This window comes from Streptomyces sp. NPDC006193 (assembly GCF_040613915.1).
Taxonomy (GTDB): Bacteria; Actinomycetota; Actinomycetes; order Streptomycetales; family Streptomycetaceae; genus Streptomyces.
On record NZ_JBEXTB010000069.1, the window covers coordinates 1 to 1,124 of the forward strand.

A 1,124-nucleotide genomic window follows, 5' to 3' on the forward strand; every position below is an offset into this window, starting at 1 on the left:
AGTCCTTGAAGTAGAGGACTTCCTTGTCGCCGTTGGCGTAGGTGACCTCCAGGAAGCGGTTCTCCTCGGATTCGGCGTACATGTGCTCGACCGCCTCTCAGAGAATGGGGGATTTGCTGCGCCACAAAGCCATCAGCGCCTCGTCCCCTTCCACCACTATTCCCTCTCCGGTGTACGGCGCCCTGTTCCACAGGGCGCGGTACAGCAGGTCCGCCGGCCCGCTGATCCGGCAATCCCATGTTCCGGTGGCGGCCCGCACCGTGGCAGGAGCGCCGGAACTCAGCCGCATCGTCCACTGCCGCCCTTCGACGGTTTCCACGAGCAGGGTGGCGGGTTTGTCGGTGCGCACCAGGGAACGCAGACGGCCGTGCCAACCGGTGAGCATCTCGTCGATTCCGTCCAGGGCCAGAGCGGTGTCGACGGGCGACGTCCGACCGTGGCCGGCGAGTTCTGCGTCCACCCGGTGCATCGCGGTCTCATGGGCCTGACGACGGGCCCAGAAGGCTCGCGGATGGGCCGCTCCGGGCAGGAACTGCCAGGCCACCAGCGTGTCGTCGGCCGCGTGGAGGGCGTCCACCAGGCTGCGCAGCCCGCTCTCGAACCAGGCCGGCAGCTCGTCGTCCTCGACCCGGTGTCCGGGAAGGGGGCGCGGGTGCGTGATTCCCCGCCGGACGTATTCGTCTGCCCAGCGGTGCACATTTCCCTGATGCGAGACGAGGTCCCGCACCCGCCACCCCGGACAGCTCGGCACCGCCGAATCCCACCCCGCCCCGAGCGCGGCCGAGAGCAGAAGTGATCCCTCTTTCTGCAGTGCTTCGACGAGCTGTGTGGTCTGCATGCCGTGAATCCTCGCACCGTTTTTCGAACCGGCACAAGAGAGGAAACGGACGCGGGTGCGCGCGTCCCTTCCGGGCAGGGACGAGGCGGGGACTCGGCAAGGACGCGGCGGGGACAGTGCCGCCTAATGTCGACGGACGAAGAACGAAGAAGAGTCCTCGGAATCACGGTTGCCGGGACCGCCCCGCTCGAAGGGAAAGCGATGGGTAGGACACTCGCGGAGAAGGTCTGGGACGATCATGTCGTCCGGCGCGCCGAGGGCGAGCCCGATCTTCTCTACATCGATC

General features: G+C 67.2%; 1 protein-coding gene. It reads right to left on the reverse strand.

The genetic code is table 11. The annotated features are described in order from the left end of the window. Positions 1-97: 97 nt before the first annotated feature. Positions 98-838, reverse strand: a complete 741-nt coding sequence (locus ABZ261_RS29495) for a maleylpyruvate isomerase family mycothiol-dependent enzyme (RefSeq protein ID WP_356864390.1) — start codon at positions 836-838, stop codon at positions 98-100. Positions 839-1,124: the final 286 nt, after the last annotated feature.

Bases quoted from the DNA above. Each gene is read 5' to 3' on its own strand.
- ABZ261_RS29495 (WP_356864390.1), bottom strand. From the start codon at position 838: ATGCAGACCACACAGCTCGTCGAAGCACTGCAGAAAGAGGGATCACTT.